Genomic DNA, 20,647 nt, shown 5'->3' on the forward strand with positions numbered 1-20,647 from the left:
TTGTTAATTTAATTTTCAATCTTAATGTTGATCCCGGATACGAATAAAACTATTTTTAAAGTGTCCGGGATTTTTAATTTAATGTATTGTTTTAAATTTTTTTCTGAGACCTTAAAGAAACCAGGTTGCCTATGAAAAGAGTCAGGCAACTGGCTACCCAGAGAAAATATCCGGGACCGTAGCCTGTTACAGGAGATTTGTGCCCGGCCTCATCTGTAGTAATTTCCCCGACAGACAGATAACACAGCATAAGGAAAAGACTAAGAAGACTGAGGAGTAAGGATATTTTTGTTTTACGCATTAAAAAGAAAAGTGCTGTAAAAAAAATGAGCGGATTGGCCAGCCAGGCGATACCACCGCCATCCATTTCTGCCCATCCCAATAAAAGACATGCTAAGCCATACATTGAATCATCTTTGACATACACTGCCGGAAAAGGAAGAGATGCAATAAAAAGAATTAAACTGATCAGAAGAATGAAGTAAGGCTTTTTCATGGGAATTAGTTTTCGGTTTCTATAATACCATTGTCAATGAGGCTTGGTGGCAGATCTTTTTTGTTTTTAATGCCGAGTGATTTCAGTTTCTGTGTCTGAATAATCAGGTTGTCATTCCCGGTATGAAGCTGCTTATAGGCATCATTGTAAACATTCTTGGCCTGATCAAGATTTCTTCCTACTTTTTCAAGGTTTTCCACAAAGCCTACAAATTTGTCATAGAGTTTTGCACCACGCTCAGCAATCTCCATAGAATTTCTGTTCTGATATTCACGCTTCCAGAGATCTGCTATAAGTTTGAGTGAAGTGATCAGATTGCTTGGGTTTAATAACAGTATTCTTCTCTCGTAAGCGTAGTTCCAAAGGTTCTGGTCTGCTTGCATGGCCGCAATATAGGCCGGCTCACTTGGGATGAACATCATGACAAAATCAAGTGATTTTCCGTAATCGTCATAAGCTTTCTGACTCAGCTGATTGATATGGTTTTTTATTGAACCCAGATGTTGATTCAATTTGATAATATATACTTCGGGATCGGTTTCGTCTACCAGATCTGTAAAGGCAGTCAGCGAGACTTTAGAATCAATAATGACATTTCTTTCATCAGGGTATTTTACAACAGCATCAGGGCGCATCTTTTTACCTGAAAATTCAGAAAATAAGGCGTTGTTGTCTTCATCACGAAGCTCATGTTCCAGGAAATATTCCCTGCCTTTTACCAGTCCTGATTTTTCGAGGATGCTTTCCAGAATCATTTCTCCCCAGTTTCCCTGGGTTTTGCTCTCGCCTTTTAGAGCACGGGTTAATTTTTTAGCATCCTCAGAGATCTGCTGATTAAGTTCGGCCAGTTCTTTTACTTTTTCAGCCAGAGAAAAACGCTCTTTATTTTCTTTTTCATAAGCTTCATTGACTTTGTTCTTTAATTCAGCAATTTTTTCCTGAAACGGGTCAAGAATATTTTTTAAATTATTTTGATTTAAAGCCGTAAATTTTTCAGTTTTTTCTTCCAGAATTTTATTAGCTAAATTTTCAAACTGTATTTTTGAATCTTCCTGAATCTTTGTAATCTCTTCTTTTTGAATGTTCAGCGACTGTTGAAGGCTTTCATTTCTAGCTGAAAGATCGGCGTTTTTAGCAAAAAGATCCTGTTTTTCTAAAACCAGTGCATCTATATAAGACGCCTGTTTGATGCTGACCTGTTTCAGTTCCTGGAATTGGGTATTTAGCGAGGTGTGTTCTGCGGAGATTTTAGCAAATTCATTTTTCAGATCATTTAATAAGTCCTGATGCAGAAGATTTTGTTCTTTCTCTTTTTCGTTTCCACGATGTAGTTCCTGAATTTTCAGATCGGCATTTTCCAGATCAGAATTGATTTTTATATATGCACTATTTAGCTGATCATAAGAACTTCTCGAAACCATTGATGATTTTAAAGCAAAATATAAAATAACTGCTCCCAGTATTCCGCCGGCAATAAATCCAATAATTAAATATATCATCTCCATTTTTCAAAATTATGAAAAAAGGCTGGAAGTTGGTATCAGGAGATCAATCCCTGAAGGTTATTTCGTTTTTTCCTGAAGCGATGACTTTCTTATGGCAGTCTCTTTCTCTAAAGAATACCTATATTTATAGGAAATTTCAGAGACATATGAATATTTTGTTGGTAGAGGATGATCAGAGAATTAGTAATTTCCTTATAAAAGGGCTTACCGAAACAGGCTACAATATTACCCTTGCCGACTCCGGAGAAAAAGCAAGAGAAATTATTACCACATATGATTTTGACATTATTTTAATGGATATTATGCTTCCCGGACTCGATGGAATGCAGTTGACACAAATTATCAGGTTTAAAGGAAACTATACCCCGATTATCGTTCTCAGTGCATTAAATAGTCCTGATGATAAAATAAAAATGCTGGATCTGGGAGCAGATGATTACTTATCCAAACCTTTTCATTTTGAAGAGCTTATTTCAAGGATTAAAGCTTTAACCAGACGTAATAAACTAAGCTATCAAAAGGAAAATCAGCTTTTGTCATGTGGAAATATTATTGTGGATACAGATCTGCATACGGTGACACAGAATGGTAAAGAAATCGAATTTTCTCCCACAGAGTATAAGCTTTTTACTTTTCTGATGGAAAATAAAAATAAAGTACTGAGCAGAACCCAGATCCTGCATAATGTCTGGGGAATAGATTTTGACAATACCACGAATGTGGTGGATGTATATATTTCCTATATCCGTAATAAAATTGAAGAAAAGGATCAGAAGATTATTCATACCGTAAAAGGGACAGGATATTTAATTAAAGACTGAAAATGACTCTCAGAAACAGATTTACTCTTATTTCAAGCCTTTCATTTGGCATTGTTTCCATCATTACATTTGCCGTGATATTCTTTGCGTATTATGATAGTACCAAGATTTTTTATTTTGAAAAACTGAGGAATACAGCACTTATTTCCGCAATCTATTATCTTGAAAAAGATGAACTTCCGAAAGACAGACATGCTCAGATCAAAAAAGAATATAATCATCTTATCCAGAACAAAAGAGTAGCGGTTTATAATCAGAATAATGAAGTTACTTTCGGGCAGAATCTGAATGATAAAAATATCAAGAAACAGCATCTGCAGACTGTCAGAAATAACAAAGGACTGCAGTTTATGTCTGATAATAACTTTTATTACGGGATCTTTTACCCGGATAATCAGGGCGATTTTGTTGTTTTTGTAAAATCACCAAACGATTCATTTCAGGCTCAGATGATCAGGCTTTCTATTATTATAATTTCTGTACTGATCCTTGGTTTACTGGCTATTTATTTTCTGAGCAGATATCTTTCGAAAATAGTATATAAGCCTATTTCTAATGTAGTAAAGCGCATTAATGCGGTGGATTATCATGACATTTCTACTGCAATTACTTCTACCAATACCAATGATGAAATTGAAGACTTAATCAAATCTTACAATAAATTATTAAGCAGGATTTCCGAAAGCATGCTGTTGCAGCAGAATTTTATTAATTATGTTTCTCATGAATTTAAAACTCCTTTGGCAGCCATTTCAGGAAATCTGGAAGTCTTTGCCCAAAAGGACAGGACACCGGAAGAATACAGAAAAGTAGCCAGAGAATCTCTTGACCATGTATTTGAGATTGAAAATATTCTTAATAACCTTCTGCTGATGTCCGGAATGACTAAACTTGAGTCGTCACATAAGCAGGTAAGGATAGATGAGCTGGTCTGGAAGATTTATGAAAAACTAGAGTCCAAAGCCAAAGAGCAGCATTCTTCTATTAAGATCCAGCTTCAGGTTGCCAATCCGGCATTGTTAGAATTTCCGGGAAATGAAACACTATTGTATCTTGCTTTATACAATATTGTAGAAAATGCCATCAAGTATTCTCATGATAAGCCTGTTATTATTATTCTTTCTGAAAAAAATAATCTGTTGAATATTGAAGTGAAAGATGAAGGAAAGGGAATTCCTGCTGAAGATCTTGTGAAAATTACCGAAACATTCTATAGAGGTAAAAATGTGGATCGTATTAAAGGTAGCGGGATTGGATTATCTCTTTCTAAAAATATTTTCGACCACCATCATATAGCAATGAATATTAATTCCCTGATAAATGTGGGTACCAATGTTCTGCTTGTCTTTCCTCCCAATGTTTAAAAACAATCGTTTAGCATACTGCCGTATGTATTGAAATATATTTTCTTATAAAAATTCAGCTTTAGACCCTGATTCTAATCAAACTCTAATGTTGGACTAATCGAATTTTAATTTTATTCGAAATTGGGTCTAATACTAAGAGAATAGTTTTGTGGTCCTAAAATATGAGACCTTGAAGAAAATTATATTTACCCTATTTTATATTCATTGCTTCAGTTTTTTTTCTGCCCAAATTTCCGATACTGTGAAAATTACCAGAGAAGAAGCCGAAGCTGTTTTTTTGGCTAAAAACCTGGATCTTATTACTCAAAAACTAGAAATTTCTCAGGCAGAAGCACGTGCTGTTCAGGCTAAATACTGGCCTAATCCTAAGCTAACCGTTAATGAAATCAATTTATGGAGAACCTATGATATTGAGGAACAGCCTGCTCTCATCGGAAACTGGGGTAAGAATACTCAGGTTTCAGCAGAAATTGAACAGGTAATCCAGACAGCAGGAAAAAGGAGAAAAAATGTTGAGCTTCAGAAAATAGAAGTAGAAGGAGAGAAATACGAACTACAGGAAGTATTTCGTGAACTTAAAAAGACATTAAGAAATACGATTACCGAGATCCTTTACAATCAGGAACAACAGAAAATTTATCAGGGACAGATTGCTTCCATTGAGAAATTAACAAAATCATATCAAAACCAATTAAATCTAGGAAATATCAGTAAAGCGGAGTATGTCCGCTTAAAAGCACAAGAGATCGAATTCAAGAAAAAACTGATTTCATTGAAACAGGAAATTGAAGATCAACAAGTGGAACTGAAAGCTTTGCTGATGATTCCGGCCCAGTCCTACCTGGTTATCTCGGATCCGTTTACGATGCCGGAAAAACAACTTTCAGAACTGGAGCTTACGCAATGGCTGGAGAAAGCAAAAGAAAACCGGCCGGATATCCTGATGGCTAAAAATAAAGAAAAACACGCTGAAAAAAATCTTGAAATTCAAAACGCTATGAAGACTCCGGATGTAGCTGTTTCTCTAGGCTATGACCGTGGCGGAAATATTATGAAAGATTTCATCGGTCTGGGAGTGTCTTTTGATCTTCCCATTTTTGATCGCAATAAAGGAAATATTCAGGAAGCGAAGCTTGAGATTCAGAAAATGAAAATTGAAACCCGGAAAAATATGCTGAAATCTGAGAATGAGATTGTTTCTGTTTTCAGAAATTACATCAGAACTCAGGAAGTTTCCGGAGAAATTGATGGTGCTTATGAATCTACGCTGGATGGCTTATTAGTAAGTCATGAAAAGAATTTCAGACTGAGAAACATAAGCATGTTAGAATATATGGATTTTTTAGATGCCTATATCAATAATAAGATGATCATTCTGGATACCAAAAAGGAACTTAATCAATATTACGAAAACCTGCAGTATGTTGTAGGACAAGATTTATAAGATATGAACAGAAATACTACCAAATACATTGCAGCAATTTACCTTTCTGCGTTGCTGGCTTTTACGGGTTGTGCCGATAAAAAAGAAAATAATGAAGTATTAAAAGGATACTGTATCAGTAAAGAACTTAAAAAAGATATTAAACTGGTTAAAGCTGAAGTACTGCCTATTGAAGAAAGTATTACTCTTACAGGAGAAGTGGAAAGTAATTCAGATAAAACAGTTCCTTTTGTCAGTCTGGTAGACGGGGTGGTAACAGATACTTATTTTTCCTTAGGTGATTATGTGAAGAAAGGGCAGGTTCTGGCTAGTGTAAAGAGTACGGCTGTTAATGAAATGCAGGATGATACACAGACTTTACAGGCTCAGCTGGCGGTCGCAAAAAGAAAACTTGCTTCTGTAGAAGCCATGTATAAAGATGATATTGCCTCTCAAAAAGATTTACAGGAAGCGAGATCTGAAGTGGCCATACTACAGTCTAATATTTCAAAGACCAGAAAAAATATGCAGCTGTACTCGGCGGGAGGAAATACAATTCAGATAAAGGCACCCGCAGACGGATATGTGATTTCCAAAAATGTTTCCAAAGGAATGCCGGTTACTGCCGGCGGAGATCAGCTTTTTACAATTTCTAATCTGGATAAAGTCTGGGTAATGGCTAATGTATATGCTACCAATATGAGGAATGTTTATGTAGATCAGCCGGTTGTTGTAAAGACACTGGCTTATCCGGATGAAAGTTTCTCGGGGAAAATCAATACGATTTCTCAGGTTTTCAATGAAAATGAAAGGGTATTAAAAGCAAAAATTATTATGGATAATAACGGAATGAAACTAAGACCGGGAATGTCAGCCGATGTTACTTTGCCGATTAATTCACAAAACAGAACAGCACTGGCTATTCCTGCAAAAGCATTGATTTTTGATAATAATCAGAGTTATGTAGTGGTGTACAAAAAAGACTGTGAGCTGGAAATCAGATCCGTGACAGAAGTTGCTTCTAACAGTCAGCATATTTATATAGAAGGCAATTTGAAACCAGGTGAAAATGTCATTGCTTCTAACGGGCTTTTGATCTACGAAAACCTGAAAAACCAATTAAATAATTCTACAAAGTAATGCGAAAATTTGTACAGAATATAGTTTCCTTCTCTCTAAAGAACTCATTGATTGTTCTTCTGGGAACATTCCTGTTATTGGCCGGAGGAATCTATTCCTATATACATACCCCTATCGAAGCATTTCCCGATGTTACCAATACAAGGGTAAGGGTAATTACCCAATGGCCGGGACGAAGTGCTGAGGAAATAGAAAAATTTGTTACCCTTCCCATTTCCAAAGAAATGAATGCCATTCCGAATAAAACTTCGGTACGATCTATTTCTTTATTTGGGCTTTCAGTAGTTACGGTGATTTTTGATGATCATGTGAATGACTTTTATGCCCAGCAATATGCTTCCAATAAACTGGGGAATGTCAATCTCCCCAATGGTGCGGGATACAGTATTGAGCCTCCGTCCGGAGCTACCGGTGAGATTTACAGATATATTATCAAGAGTAAGTTGCCGATCAAAGAAGTTACAGCAATCCAGGACTGGGTGATTGAAAGAGAATTGCTGGCTGTTCCCGGTGTCGCAGACGTAGTGAGTTTCGGAGGAGAAGAAAAAACCTATGAGATCAAAATCAATCCCACGGAATTACAGAACTATGACCTTTCCCCGCTGGATGTTTATGAGGCGGTTTCAAAGTCTAATATCAATGTGGGCGGAGATGTAGTGGCAAAAGGTGATCAGGCTTATGTAGTAAGGGGAATAGGTCTTCTGGAGAAAAAGGAAGATATTGAAAACATCAAAATTGAAGTAAAAGGCTCTACTCCTATTTTGGTAAAGCATGTGGCTGAAGTTAAAGTTTCTGCCAAGCCAAGATTAGGACAGGTAGGGTACAATAAAGAAAATGATGTTGTAGAAGGAATCATTATTATGCTTCGCGGCGAAAATCCAAGTGAAGTTATCGGGAAACTGAAAGAAAGAATAGAACAGCTGAATGGAGGAGAACTTCCCGGCGATGTTCAGATTGTTCCGATCATTGACCGTACGGAGCTGGTGAATACAACCGTTCATACTGTTTCCAAAAACCTGATTGAAGGGGTGATTCTGGTTTCCATTATTGTATTTATTTTCCTGTATAACTGGAGGACGACTTTTATTGTTGCGTCTGTTATTCCGCTGGCGTTCCTTTTTGCTATTATTATGCTGAAGATTCAGGGGCTTCCCGCCAATCTTATTTCTATGGGAGCACTGGATTTCGGATTATTGCTGGAAGGGACACTGGTTATCGTAGAGCATGTTTTTGTTGCTCTCGAACATAAAGCCAAGCAAATCGGACTTAAAAGGTTTAATAAAATTTCCAAGCTGGGAATCATTAAGAGAAGCGCAGGAAGTGTGGCAAGTTATATTTTCTTTGCCCTGCTGATCCTTATCGTGGCCCTGATGCCGATCTTCTCTTTCCAGAAAGTGGAGGGGAAAATGTTTTCCCCGTTGGCATTTACATTAGGATACGCCCTGCTAGGATCGCTGATTCTGAGTCTGACGTATGTACCTGCAATGTGTAAGCTTTTACTGACTAAAAATATTGAAGAAAAAGAAAACTTTATTTCCAGATTCTTCAGAGTAAATATCTACAGAATTTATGAATTCAGTGATCGTTATAAAAAGGGGTTTATCATAGGCTTTATTGCTTTACTGGCAATTTGTGGATGGAGATTCTCCAATTACGGCTCGGAATTTTTACCTAAACTGAATGAAGGAGCGATCTACATTCGTGCTACGCTGCCCAATAGTGTCAATCTGGATGAATCCGTAAGGCTGACCAAAGAAATGAAGGAGATCCTGATGAAATATGATGAAGTCAAATTTGTCATGACACAGACCGGTCGTCCGAATGACGGAACCGATCCTACAGGGTTTTTTAATATTGAATTTAATATCCAGCTGAAACCGGAAAGTGAATGGAAGAAAAAGATTTCCAAAGAAGGACTGCTGGAAGAGATGCGGGTTTCTCTTGAAAAATATCCGGGTATTAATTTTGGATTCAGCCAGCCGATACAGGATAATGTGGAGGAATATGTAGCAGGAGTGAAAGCTCCGTTAGTGATCAAGATTTTTGGAAATAATCTATTTGAACTTGAAAATTATGCCAATAAGGTCGCTAATTCTATCAGAACCGTTCCCGGAATTTCAGATGTTAATGTTTTTAAAAATATAGGACTTCCTGAACTTAGGATTCAGCTTCATGATGCGAAAATGGCAAAATACGGAGTTTCTACAGCAGATGCACAGGCGGTGATTGAAATGACTATCGGAGGGCAGGCCGCCACCAAGTTTTATGAAGACGAAAGAATGTTTGACGTCATGCTCAGATTCGAAAAGCAATACCGTGATACTCCTGAAAAAATGGGGAACATTCTGATTCCTACTCAGGATAATAAAAAAGTGCCTTTAAAAGAAATTGCAACGATTGATTATCATACGGGACCTTCTTTCATCTACCGTGAGGGAAACAGCCGGTATATTGGGGTAGGCTTTAATATTGAAGGCCGCGATTTGGGAAGTACTATTAAAGAAGCTAAAGCTAAAGTAGAAAAAGAAGTACAACTTCCGAAAAGTCATAAAATGACCTGGGCGGGAGAATTTGAAAGTAAAGAAAGAGCCGCTAAGCAGCTTGCTATGGTAGTGCCAATTTCATTAGTTCTTATTCTGATGTTGTTGTATTTCAATTTCGGGAATGTGAAAGATACGCTGATTTCTTCCATTACACTGGCATTTGCTTTTATAGGAGGATTTTTATCACTTTGGTTTACAGGAACAATCTTCGGAATTTCTGCGGGAATAGGCTTTATTATCCTTTTTGGAGTAGCTACTATAGACGGGATTGTCCTGATCGGGGTCATGAAAGAAAATCTTCAGAACAGGATGTCTCTTAAAAAGGCAATCGCAGAAGGTGTTAAAAGCAGAATCCGTCCTGTGGTGATGATTGCCTTAATGGGATCTATGGGATTATTTCCGGCAGCAATGTCCAACGGGATGGGCTCCGAAATTCAAAAACCTTTAGCGATTATGATTGTAGGAGGATTGATCATCTGTATGTTGTTATCCTTTACCATATTACCGATCGTATTTTATTACGCTTATCGTAAAAAACACAGAGAGACCGTATAGTTTCTCGATATTTTGTTCATTTCATTAGTAAGGCCGGGGTTTTGAGGAGAATCCCGGCCTTTTTGTTGAAACCTTATAATATAAAGGATAATCCAAAAAAGAGATCTTTACCTATGCAAAGATCTCTTTTTTTTATTCATGTTTTCAGAATGAAATCAGCGATATGAAATGCTAATCTTTTATTCTTAAAAATTCTTTTGCTAATTCAATCATTTTTGGATCACCGGTGTATTTACCATGTTCATCAGAAAGCTTTACCGTTGGAATCCATTCTTTATTGGGAGCTTGTACACCGATCAGTTTCATTACAATATTCATAGGTTTTAATCCTACATCGTTGGTAAGGTTGGTCCCAATTCCAAAAGATATTCCAATTTTTCCTTTGCAGTAATTGGTGATTTCCTCTACCTTTTCAAGGTTCAGGGCATCGGAGAAAATAATATATTTAAACATTGGATTGATGCCGTTTTTTTGATAGTGTGCAATGGTTTTATCGGCAAATTGGAGTGCATCACCACTGTCATGGCGTACGCCGTCAAAAAGTTTGGCAAATTTCTTATCAAACTGCTGGAAAAAAACATCTGTGGTATACGTGTCAGATAAGGCTACTCCAAGATCACCTCTGTATACATCTACCCAATGCTCCAATGCCAGTTCATTAGCCATTTTGAAACCATATTCTGCCGCGTGGAACATAAACCATTCATGAGCGTGCGTTCCGATAGGTTTAACTCCGTATTTCATAGCAAAATGAACATTAGAACTTCCGATAAATGTAGAGTTTTTGTTCTTCGTCAGAGCTTCCATCACCAGATTCTGTACTTTATAAGAATGTCTTCTCCGGGTTCCAAACTCTGCAAAAGTTACTCCAAGTCTGCCTAATGAATCTGCTTTTTCAATGGTTTTGCTCATAACCACTTCATTGGAATCTCTTTCCATATGATTCATTTCATAATGTAACTCACTGATCAGGGCCAGTAACGGAACTTCCCAAAGAATTGTTCTGTACCAAAGTCCTTCTACTATTACGGAAAGGTCACCTCCTTCCTGATGGATTTTCACTTCAGACGGATCATAGTGGTATCCTTCTAAAAAATCAAGGTAAGGAAGATCAATATAAGGGCATGTTCTGGCCATAAACTTTTTCTCATCTTTAGTAAGTTTAAGTTCTGCCATTTTATTAACAGCTTCTCTTAATGCAGCGTCAAATCCTTCCGGAAAGTGATGTTTGCCTCTGTTGATAAATTCATATTTTACAATTGAACTTGGAAATAGTTTTACCACCGCATTCTGCATGGTTATTTTATAAAAATCATTATCTAGGATAGAGTTCAGTCTTACGTCATTCATAATATGTGTAATTTTAACGCAAATATAAAAAATTAAAATAAAAATCGCCTAAATGTAAGGCGATTTTTTTGAAATATTTCAATGCTTTTAATTGAGTTATTTTCCAAGATAAGAATTGTACATCCAAACTTCTTTCTCCTGTTCCGTGATGTAGTCGCTCATCTGAGAGTTGGTACCTTCGTCTCCTGCTTCATCGGTAATGTCTAAAAGCTCTCTCTGAAGATCAAGTACTACTTTGAATGAACTTAGGATTTGTTCTACACTTTTAGTGCCATCACTTACTTCTTTACTTTCTTTGATGGTGGCCACTTTTAAATAGTCTGAATAATTGTGTGCCGGTGTAGCTCCTAAAGTCAGAATTCTTTCTGCAATTTCGTCTATCTTTAATACTAAGCTGTTATATAATTCTTCAAACTTCGGGTGAAGGGTGAAAAACTGATCTCCTTTGATATTCCAGTGAGAACCTCTTGTATTCTGATAAAATACAGAGTAGTTGGCTAAAAGTACATTTAATTTTTCTGCTATCTTCTTGCAGTCGGCTTCTTTAAGACCGATAATACTCGCGTTTTTCATATGTATATATTTATTATTTAAGGTCATATGTATTCACCATTTTATCTGCTGCGTACCGCGTATTGATTCATAGTGATTTCATCATTATCTTTTGTGTATAACAAATTTAGGAAATATTGTGCCGAACTGTCCCCATTATTAATAGATGATAACTATAAGAAAATTTTTTAAAATAGTTTGGAAGTATTAATATTGCAGAAGATGAGAAATTTTTTAATAACAGCAGGCATTTTTTTTGGGATGTGTTTAGTCTACATCCTCATTATGCTGTCTACCACTGAGAATTATTTTACCTATATTTTGGATGATGCCTACATACATCTTGCCATTGCCAAAAATTTTGCTCAACACGGAGTGTGGGGAATAACGGAATACGGTTTCTCATCATCATCGTCCTCACCGGTTTTTACATGTGTTGTAAGCGTTCTTATTTTTGTTTTTGGAAATCACAGTCTTATCCCTTTGATTTTTAATTGTATTGCCGCAGGATTACTTGTTTTTTATCTTAATCAATACTATGCTTTGTTTTTTAACCGGGACAGGTATATCATATGGGCTTGCCTCTTTACCCTTCTTTTTGCCTTAGTACATGTGCAGATTGTTTCAGGCATGGAGCATGTACTGCATATGCTCATCATTGCAGTCAATATTTATTTTTTTCAAAAATGGTGGAGCAGTGGTTGCAGAGACAAGGTTTCCACTTATGGATTTTATCTGACAATATTATTCTTAGGCCTGATAAGGTTTGAAACCATGTTCTATTTTGTATCTCTTGCTTTTGTTTTTTTATGGATTAAAAAGTTTCGAGAGGCATTATTCGTGCTTGTTGCCGGCTTTGTCCCCATTTTGGTTTTCGGATACTTTAATTATGCCGGAAGCGGATATTTCTTTCCTAATTCATTAGTGGTGAAAGGTACCTTAATAGATTTTTCCGGAAATGTTTTTTTGCAGGTAGCTGAAATTGCTTTGAAGAAGATTGTTTTTAACGTCAGCTTTTATAAGATTGGGCTGTTCCCTTTAATAATCGGTATTCTTTTACTATATAAGGATTACAGGAAAGGATTCGGTTTTCAGAAAGTAATTATCAGTAATTTTCTGATTATCGTTTGGAGTCTTGCATTATTACTTCATTGCTTATTTAGTGAGATAAAGGGAGTCTTCAGGTATGAAGCTTATCTTTTAGTAGCTTTTTCTATGGTTCTTATACCAAAGCTGAAATTTTTTTTTACAACACCATTTATTGCGTTTAAAAAAGAGAAGATAATAGGTATTATGGTAGCCGTCAACATATTTCTGCTGATTTATAAGTTTATTTATGCACATATGCTGGTATCCGCAAGCAGCGCCAGCATATATTCCCAGCAGATACAGTCTGCCCGATTTTTAAAAAAATACTATAATACTTCCAGGGTCGTCGCTAATGATATTGGAGCAATTTCTTATTTTACCCACATTCATTTGCTTGATTTTATGGGATTAGGGTCCAATGAAATCGTATACTTTAAAGTGAAAAACAAAAAACCTGATCAGAAATTTGAAAATTTTTTAACCGAATACTCCGCTAAAAACCACTATCAGCTTGCTATTGTATACGAAGAATGGCTGGATGGGCACACGCCAAAAAACTGGAAAAAAGTCGCCTGTCTGAAAGTGAAAGGAAAAAACTTTGTATTGGGTGAAGACCATTTGTTTATTTACTCCATTGATCCCGCAATTCATCATTTGCTAAAAGAAAATGTACGAAACTTTAAATGGAACAAGAATGTGGAGGTTACGATAATAGAATAATCTTCACAGTTTCAGTTTATTCACCAATTGTTGAAATTTATTAAAAAATACATAATGATTTATTAATAAACCCTGACCCTTCATTTTTCTAGTTTTGCACTCGAAATCTATAAAAAAGTAAAAAAGCTATGAAAAAAATCTTCTTGTATTTTATCTTATCATTATCCGTTTTCTCGTGCGGAAGTAATGATTCGGAGGCACAGGTGGTCACAAATCCTAAAGTTGAAAATAAATACCAAACTAAAAATGTAGTTCTTCTCGTTGTAGACGGCCCTCGTATCTCTGAAACCTGGGAAGCACCCAATAAAGAAAATATACCGAACAGAGTAAGTTTATTAAGCCAGGGTGTTTTTATCAGTAATTTTAAAAACAACGGAACTACAAACACAAACCCGGGACATAGCGCGATGTGTTCAGGGGTTTATGAAAATATCGTTAACGATGGAACAGAATTACCAGGCTATCCGTCTGTAATGCAACAATGGCTGAAGTTCACAGGCGCAGATAAAACAAAAGCATGGGTTATTGCTTCTAAAGATAAACTGGAAGTGTTGAACGATTGTAAACTGACAGACTGGAAAGGAAAATATCAGCCAAGTGTAGATTGCGGGGTAAGCGGAAATGGATCCGGATATAGAGCTGATGCAGTTACAATGACCAACACGAAGGAAATCATGAAAAAATATAGTCCTAATATGATTGTGATCAACCTTAAAGATGTGGATTCATACGGACATGATAATAAGTATGCAGAATACATTCAGGCTATAAAGACAACAGATGCTTCTATTAAAGAGATCTGGGATTATATTCAGTCTCTGCCTGCTTATAAAGATAAGACTACCTTAATTGTTTCCAATGACCATGGAAGACATTTGGATAGTAAAGGTGGATTCAGAAATCATGGAGATGATTGTGAAGGATGTAGACATATTGAGTTCTTTGCGATGGGGCCTGATTTTAAAAAGAATACTACCATCAGCACAGGAAATTATGAGCAAATTGATATTGCAAGTACAATGGCAGAACTTTTGGGTGTTCCTAAACAATATATGAAAGGAAAAGTAATAAAGGATGCCTTTAAATAATTTTCCAGCTAATCTTCTGATTAAAAAAAGATTCAATAATCTAAAAAGGATGCAGGTTTTGAGCCACTTCGGGAAAAGAGGTGAAAGTTTTTTGAAAGAAATAAAATGCATAACTGCTTGTCAATTAAAAAAATATTACTATTTTTGCAGCCTAAAATAAAAAGCAATTAAATGCCTACTATTCAACAATTAGTAAGAAAAGGAAGAGCCACGCTTGCCAAGAAGAGCAAATCGGCTGCCCTTGATTCTTGTCCACAAAGACGTGGAGTATGTACGAGAGTATATACTACTACACCTAAGAAACCTAACTCTGCACTTAGAAAAGTAGCAAGGGTAAGACTTTCAAACGGTAAAGAAGTTAACGCCTATATCCCGGGCGAAGGACATAATCTTCAAGAGCACTCGATAGTATTGGTTAGAGGCGGAAGGGTGAAAGACCTACCGGGAGTACGTTACCACATCGTAAGAGGTGCATTAGACACAGCTGGTGTAAATGGAAGAACTCAGAGAAGATCTAAGTACGGAGCTAAGAGACCTAAACCAGGACAAGCTGCTGCAGCGCCTGCAAAAGGAAAGAAAAAATAATCATTAAATAAGGTACAGAAGCAATGAGAAAGACAAAAGCGAAAAAAAGACCGTTGTTACCAGATCCGAAGTTTAATGATCAATTGGTAACGAGATTCGTAAACAACTTAATGCTAGACGGTAAGAAGTCTATCGCATTCAAAATTTTCTATGATGCATTAGATATCGTAGAAACTAAAAAAGGAGAAACTGAGAAAACAGCCCTTGAAATCTGGAAAGATGCATTAACAAACGTTATGCCTCACGTAGAAGTACGTTCTAGAAGAGTAGGTGGAGCTAACTTCCAGATTCCTATGCCAATCAGAGCTGATAGAAAAATTTCTATGGCAATGAAATGGTTAATTAGCTACTCTAAAAAGAGAAATGATAAGTCTATGGCTTTGAAATTAGCTAATGAAGTTGTAGCTGCTTCAAGAGAAGAAGGTGCAGCTTTCAAAAAGAAAACTGATACTCACAAAATGGCGGAAGCTAACAAAGCGTTTTCACACTTTAAATTCTAATCTGAAATGGGTAGAGATCTTAAATTTACAAGAAATATTGGTATTGCTGCTCACATTGACGCGGGTAAGACTACCACTACTGAAAGGATTTTATTCTATACAGGGGTAAACCACAAAATTGGAGAAGTTCACGATGGTGCTTCTACAATGGACTGGATGGAGCAGGAAGCAGAAAGAGGTATTACTATTACTTCTGCTGCAACTACTTGTTCTTGGAACTTTCCTACAGATCAAGGAAAACCTCTTGCAGATACTAAACCTTACCACTTCAACATCATCGATACACCGGGACACGTTGACTTCACTGTAGAAGTAAACAGATCTTTGAGAGTATTAGATGGATTAGTATTCTTATTCTCAGCAGTAGATGGAGTAGAGCCTCAGTCTGAAACAAACTGGAGACTTGCTGACAACTACAAAGTTGCTAGAATGGGATTCGTAAACAAAATGGACAGACAAGGTGCTGACTTCCTTAACGTGGTAAACCAGGTTAAAGACATGTTAGGATCTAACGCAGTTCCAATCGTTTTACCAATCGGTGCTGAAGAAGACTTTAAAGGTGTTGTAGACTTAATTAAAAACAGAGCGATCATCTGGGATGAAGCTGGACAAGGTGCTACTTTCGAGGTAGTTCCAATTCCTGAAGACATGAAAGATGAAGTTCTTGAATATAGAGAGAAATTAGTAGAAGCTGTTTCTGAGTATGACGAAACTTTGATGGAGAAATTCTTTGAAGATCCGGATTCAATTACAGAAGAAGAAATCAATGCTGCATTGAGAGCTGCTACTATCGATTTATCTATTATCCCAATGACTTGTGGTTCTTCATTCAAGAATAAAGGAGTACAGTTTATGTTGGATGCAGTATGTAAATACCTGCCTTCTCCATTGGATAAAGATGATATCAAAGGTACTGATCCAAGAACTGACGCTGAAATTACAAGAAAGCCGTCTGTAGACGAGCCTTTCTCTGCATTAGCATTTAAGATTGCTACTGACCCATTCGTGGGAAGATTGGCATTCTTCAGAGCTTATTCAGGAAGACTAGATGCAGGTTCTTATATCCTGAACACTCGTTCAGGAGATAAAGAAAGAATCTCTAGAATCTATCAGATGCACGCTAACAAGCAAAACCCGGTAGAATATATTGAAGCTGGTGATATTGGTGCAGCGGTAGGATTCAAGTCTATCAAAACTGGTGATACGATGTGTGACGAGAAAAACCCAATCGTTCTTGAATCGATGGTTTTCCCTGATCCGGTAATCGGTATCGCTGTTGAGCCTAAAACTAAAGCTGACCAAGATAAAATGGGTAACGCTCTAGCTAAATTGGCTGAAGAAGATCCAACGTTTACTGTAAGAACTGACGAGGCTTCTGGACAAACGATCATCTCTGGTATGGGTGAGCTTCACTTAGATATCATTGTAGACCGTATGAAGAGAGAGTTCAAGGTTGAAGTAAACCAAGGACAACCTCAAGTAGAGTACAAAGAAAACTTAACAAAAGTTGCTCAACACAGAGAAGTTTACAAAAAACAATCTGGTGGTAAGGGTAAATTTGCTGACATTGTATTTGAACTAGGACCTGCAGACGAAGGTAAAGTTGGTTTAGAATTCATCAATGAGATCAAAGGTGGTAACGTTCCTAGAGAATTTGTTCCTGCAATTGAAAAAGGATTTAAAGCTGCAATGAAGAACGGTCCATTGGCTGGTTTCGAAGTTGAAGGTATTAAAGTTACTCTTAAAGATGGATCTTTCCACGCGGTGGATTCTGATGCTCTTTCTTTCGAAATGGCTGCTAAATTAGGATTTAAAGAAGCGGGACGTGCTGCTAAGCCAGTAATTATGGAGCCTATTATGAAACTGGAAGTTGTAACTCCGGAAGAATATATGGGTAACATCATTGGTGACCTTAACAAGAGAAGAGGTACAATCAGTGGTCAGGAAGAGAAAAACGGAGCTGTTGTAATCAAAGGTTCTGTTCCACTTTCTGAAATGTTTGGATATGTAACAACTCTAAGAACACTTTCATCAGGAAGAGCTACTTCTTCTATGGAATTAGAGAAATACCAAGCTACTCCACAAAACGTTGCTGAAGAAATCATAGCTAAAGCAAAAGGTTAATTTTTAAATTAAAGAAATGTCACAAAGAATCAGAATAAAACTAAAATCTTACGATTACAACTTGGTAGACAAGTCTGCTGAGAAAATCGTAAAAACGGTAAAGGCTACTGGTGCTGTTGTAAACGGTCCTATTCCATTACCTACGAATAAGAGAATCTTCACAGTGTTGAGATCTCCGCACGTAAACAAGAAAGCAAGAGAGCAGTTCCAACTTTCAGCTCACAAGAGACTAATGGATATCTACTCTTCTTCTTCTAAGACGGTTGATGCTCTAATGAAATTAGAGTTACCAAGCGGTGTAGACGTTGAAATTAAAGTGTGATAACTGCATACTTTGCAATGATTATACAATCCGTCCCTGAAAAGGGACGGATTTTTTTTTTGCTTTTCGGCTATTAAAAATGATCTTTTTGAATTTTGTTATTTATAATCATAAAGGTGGTTTGGGGGCAGATGAGTATTCATCTGATGTATCTTTTAGCTTATTTTGATTCTTTCTAAATTGTGATTAATGATTCGATATTGATTAGTCTTCTTCAGGTGACATATGTCAGTTTGATTAATTTATTTAGAATTAATAAAAATAATAAATTTGCAAAAAATTATCAGATGAATAAAGTAGTATCCTTTTCTCTGCTGTTATTGGGTGGGGTTTTTGCCAACGCACAAAAAGCAAACGATTCAATCAAACATAAAAAAATTGAAGAAGTGGAACTGTTTGGCGACAGAAAAAAACAACCTGAAGGTCTTGAAGCCATTACAAGACTGCCCTTGAAAACCAGAGATCAGATCCAGAGTATTTCTGTGATTTCTTATAAAGTAATTGAGGACTTAGGCGGACTTACAGTAACAGATGTTGCTAAGAATGTACCCGGGGTAACTCAGTTCGGTAGTTATGGAGGAGTCAGAGAAAGTATGTCTATCAGAGGATATAGAGGAGTTCCTGTTTTGAAAAACGGAGTACAGATGGATTCTGATTTCCGTACTGCAGGAATGATGACGGATATGCAGGGTGTTGAAAGTATTCAGGTAATCAAAGGATCTGCTGCCGTAACTCAGGGGATTGGAGACGGATTAGGTTCTGCCGGCGGAGTCATCAATGTGGTAACGAAGGTTCCTAAGTTTATTGATCAGACGAATGTTGGCTTCAGATATGGAAGCTGGGACTTTTACAGACCTACTGTAGATTTTCAGAGAGTTTTGGATCCACAGGGAAAAATTGCAGTCAGATTAAATGCAGCATATCAAAACAGTAATAGTTTCAGAAGATTTGTCAATACAGATCGTATCTACGTAAATCCATCCATTGCTTTCCGTCCGGATGATAAAACGGAAATCGTTGTTGAAATGGATTATATGCATAATAATACCACACCGGACAGAGGAACTGTTAACCTTGCAAAAGGAGATACGGAAGCAATTTATAAAATGCCGGGAAGAAAATTTCTTGGATTTTCAACAGACAATGCGAAAATTGAAACATTCAATTTCTCTACCACAGCTACAAGAAAGCTGACTAAAAATTTAAAATTAAGAGCTGCGTTTATGAGCTCTTCCTATCAGTCTGAAACTATAGGGGCTGCACTTGCCCCGGTTGATCGTAAAAACCCGAATGAATATCGTGACCGTACTTTAACAAGATCGGACAGAGAGGATTTAAACAAAGTATTCCAGTTTGATTTTATCGGATCTGATGTGATGACAGGTTTCATGAAACATACCTTCCAGGTAGGTTTCGACTGGAAAGAATCCAACGTTACAACAACATCTTACGACGCTAAAAAAGTTGACCGAATCAACGTTCTTGAAGAAATCAATAATTTCCTTCCGGCTAACGTGGACAGAAATAATTTTACGATGAGTAAGAATCAGCCTGTTAATGCCGTAAATCCAACAATAGGATTAATGGCTCAGGATGTTATTACATTCAACAAATACATCAAAGCTCACCTGGGAATTCGCTACAGTAGCCTGAATGGTTCGGATAAAGATACCAATCATGCATGGAATCCTTCATTAGGGATTATGATCTCACCAATCGAGAACATGAATGTGTTCGGATCTTATACCAGTACAACTTCTCTAAGAAGTTCTAATAATCCGTTAGCAGGAGGGGGAACGGTAGGTGCTTCTACAACAAAACAATGGGAAGCGGGAATTAAATCCGACTGGCTTAACGAAAGACTAAGATTTAATGTGACATTCTTCAACATTAATACAGATAACCTGTCTTATGAAGTTCTAGGAAATAACGGCCAGGGATTAGGGGTTTACGCCTTAGCAGGAGAACTTAAAAGAAAAGGAATGGAAGTAGAGTTAATCGGAAAAATTCTTCCAAACCTTCAGGTGATGACAGGTTGGGCTTATGTGGATGCTCAATATAAAGACAGCCCTTCATTTGTCAGCGGATCAGCACCTATTAACACTCCGAAACATACTGCTAACGCATGGCTTAATTACAAATTTAATGCAGGTACTTTAAACGGATTTGATATCGGAGCTGGAATTTATTATGTAGGACAAAGACCTGTAGATGATTATAAACTGGAAGCCATTATTGACAACGGTCATGTGAATGGAACACAGCCAGGAGAGAAACCGTTTAATATGCCCAATTATACAACGGTAGATGCTCAGGCAGGATACTCATTTAAAAACGGTATGGGAGTACGCGCTTTCTTCAATAACATTTTTAATGCAGTGGGGTATAATTCTTATTTCAGAGGCGGATACATCGATCAGATTCAGCCAAGAAACTTTGCAGTACAGGTAAACTATAAATTCTAATT

16 protein-coding genes are annotated in these 20,647 nt (G+C 36.9%); 12 read left to right on the top strand and 4 right to left on the bottom strand.

The genetic code is table 11. From position 1 onward, the window contains the following. Window positions 1-91: 91 nt before the first annotated feature. Window positions 92-496: a hypothetical protein gene (locus JO178_RS00580; RefSeq protein ID WP_291930350.1), complete on the bottom strand. Its 405-nt coding sequence runs from the start codon at window positions 494-496 to the stop codon at window positions 92-94. Between the two features lie 5 nt (window positions 497-501). Further along, entirely contained in the window at window positions 502-2,001 is a 1,500-nt protein-coding gene (rmuC, locus tag JO178_RS00585; protein WP_291930352.1) for a DNA recombination protein RmuC, read from the bottom strand. Between the two features lie 146 nt (window positions 2,002-2,147). Here rmuC and JO178_RS00590 point away from each other — a divergent pair, with 146 nt between their 5' ends. The 5 genes from JO178_RS00590 (at window position 2,148) to JO178_RS00610 (ending at window position 9,850) form a co-directional block, all read left to right on the top strand. Then, entirely contained in the window at window positions 2,148-2,822 is a 675-nt protein-coding gene (locus tag JO178_RS00590) for a response regulator transcription factor (protein ID WP_291930525.1), read from the top strand. A gap of 2 nt (window positions 2,823-2,824) precedes the next feature. Then, window positions 2,825-4,186: a HAMP domain-containing sensor histidine kinase gene (locus JO178_RS00595; protein WP_291930354.1), complete on the top strand. Its 1,362-nt coding sequence runs from the start codon at window positions 2,825-2,827 to the stop codon at window positions 4,184-4,186. A 244-nt stretch (window positions 4,187-4,430) separates the two neighbouring features. Then, on the top strand, window positions 4,431-5,633 hold the full coding sequence (locus JO178_RS00600) for a TolC family protein (protein ID WP_291930356.1): 1,203 nt from the start codon (window positions 4,431-4,433) through the stop codon (window positions 5,631-5,633). Window positions 5,634-5,636: 3 nt separating this feature from the next. Next, entirely contained in the window at window positions 5,637-6,752 is a 1,116-nt protein-coding gene (locus JO178_RS00605) for an efflux RND transporter periplasmic adaptor subunit (protein WP_291930359.1), read from the top strand. Further along, window positions 6,752-9,850 carry a CusA/CzcA family heavy metal efflux RND transporter gene (locus tag JO178_RS00610; RefSeq protein ID WP_291930361.1) on the top strand — a complete coding sequence of 1,033 codons (3,099 nt, stop codon included), beginning with the start codon at window positions 6,752-6,754 and terminating at the stop codon, window positions 9,848-9,850. Before JO178_RS00605 ends, JO178_RS00610 begins: the two co-directional genes overlap by 1 nt. A gap of 171 nt (window positions 9,851-10,021) precedes the next feature. On the opposite strand, the gene pncB is transcribed toward JO178_RS00610, so the two are convergent. Continuing rightward, window positions 10,022-11,200: a nicotinate phosphoribosyltransferase gene (gene pncB / locus JO178_RS00615; RefSeq protein WP_291930363.1), complete on the bottom strand. Its 1,179-nt coding sequence runs from the start codon at window positions 11,198-11,200 to the stop codon at window positions 10,022-10,024. 96 nt (window positions 11,201-11,296) lie between these two features. Further along, window positions 11,297-11,773, bottom strand: a complete 477-nt coding sequence (locus tag JO178_RS00620; protein WP_101238460.1) for a Dps family protein — start codon at window positions 11,771-11,773, stop codon at window positions 11,297-11,299. 201 nt (window positions 11,774-11,974) lie between these two features. Here JO178_RS00620 and JO178_RS00625 point away from each other — a divergent pair, with 201 nt between their 5' ends. The 7 genes from JO178_RS00625 (at window position 11,975) to JO178_RS00655 (ending at window position 20,645) form a co-directional block, all read left to right on the top strand. Next, window positions 11,975-13,561: a hypothetical protein gene (locus JO178_RS00625; RefSeq protein ID WP_291930368.1), complete on the top strand. Its 1,587-nt coding sequence runs from the start codon at window positions 11,975-11,977 to the stop codon at window positions 13,559-13,561. 128 nt (window positions 13,562-13,689) lie between these two features. Continuing rightward, the gene (locus tag JO178_RS00630) at window positions 13,690-14,649 is read left to right on the top strand and encodes a sulfatase-like hydrolase/transferase (RefSeq protein ID WP_291930370.1); all 960 of its coding nucleotides are present in this window, start codon (window positions 13,690-13,692) and stop codon (window positions 14,647-14,649) included. Between the two features lie 171 nt (window positions 14,650-14,820). After that, window positions 14,821-15,234, top strand: coding sequence for a 30S ribosomal protein S12 (rpsL, locus tag JO178_RS00635; RefSeq protein ID WP_002983146.1), 414 nt, complete (start codon window positions 14,821-14,823; stop codon window positions 15,232-15,234). Between the two features lie 23 nt (window positions 15,235-15,257). Then, window positions 15,258-15,734: a 30S ribosomal protein S7 gene (rpsG, locus tag JO178_RS00640; protein WP_027371737.1), complete on the top strand. Its 477-nt coding sequence runs from the start codon at window positions 15,258-15,260 to the stop codon at window positions 15,732-15,734. A 6-nt stretch (window positions 15,735-15,740) separates the two neighbouring features. Further along, the gene (gene fusA, locus JO178_RS00645) at window positions 15,741-17,858 is read left to right on the top strand and encodes an elongation factor G (protein WP_185288808.1); all 2,118 of its coding nucleotides are present in this window, start codon (window positions 15,741-15,743) and stop codon (window positions 17,856-17,858) included. Window positions 17,859-17,874: 16 nt separating this feature from the next. Then, window positions 17,875-18,180, top strand: coding sequence for a 30S ribosomal protein S10 (rpsJ, locus tag JO178_RS00650; protein WP_002661363.1), 306 nt, complete (start codon window positions 17,875-17,877; stop codon window positions 18,178-18,180). Window positions 18,181-18,467: 287 nt separating this feature from the next. After that, the gene (locus JO178_RS00655) at window positions 18,468-20,645 is read left to right on the top strand and encodes a TonB-dependent siderophore receptor (protein WP_291930377.1); all 2,178 of its coding nucleotides are present in this window, start codon (window positions 18,468-18,470) and stop codon (window positions 20,643-20,645) included. The last annotated feature ends 2 nt before the right edge of the window (window positions 20,646-20,647 follow it).

The organism is Chryseobacterium sp., from assembly GCF_019236175.1.
Taxonomy (GTDB): Bacteria; Bacteroidota; Bacteroidia; order Flavobacteriales; family Weeksellaceae; genus Chryseobacterium.